This is a genomic window from Achromobacter sp. D7-1 (assembly GCF_059760445.1).
In genome coordinates, this window is sequence record NZ_JCBAMT010000182.1 from 1 (window position 1) to 264 (window position 264).

1 protein-coding gene is annotated in these 264 nt (G+C 69.3%); it reads left to right on the top strand.

Annotated elements, in window-relative coordinates; translation table 11 throughout:
- On the top strand, positions 1 to 264 hold a 264-nt coding region (locus AC6LKD_RS32685; RefSeq protein ID WP_498118549.1), incomplete at both ends, for a hypothetical protein.

Below are 264 nucleotides of genomic sequence, written 5' to 3' on the forward strand. Positions count from 1 at the left end.
CCGCCGGCGACAACTCCGTCACCGACAAGTTCACCGTCACCGTCACCGATGCGGCCAACCAGGTCAAGTCCGACGACCTGGTGGTGCTCATCACCGACACCGCTCCTGAAGCCAAGCCCGACACCGCCACCGTCACGGAAGACACCGCGCTGACCGCCACCGGCAACGTCATCAGCGGCACCGGCGCCGACACCCTCGGCGCGGACGCCACCAACGTCGTGGGCGTGGCCAAGGGCACGGTCGCCGCCGGCCAGAACGTCAACG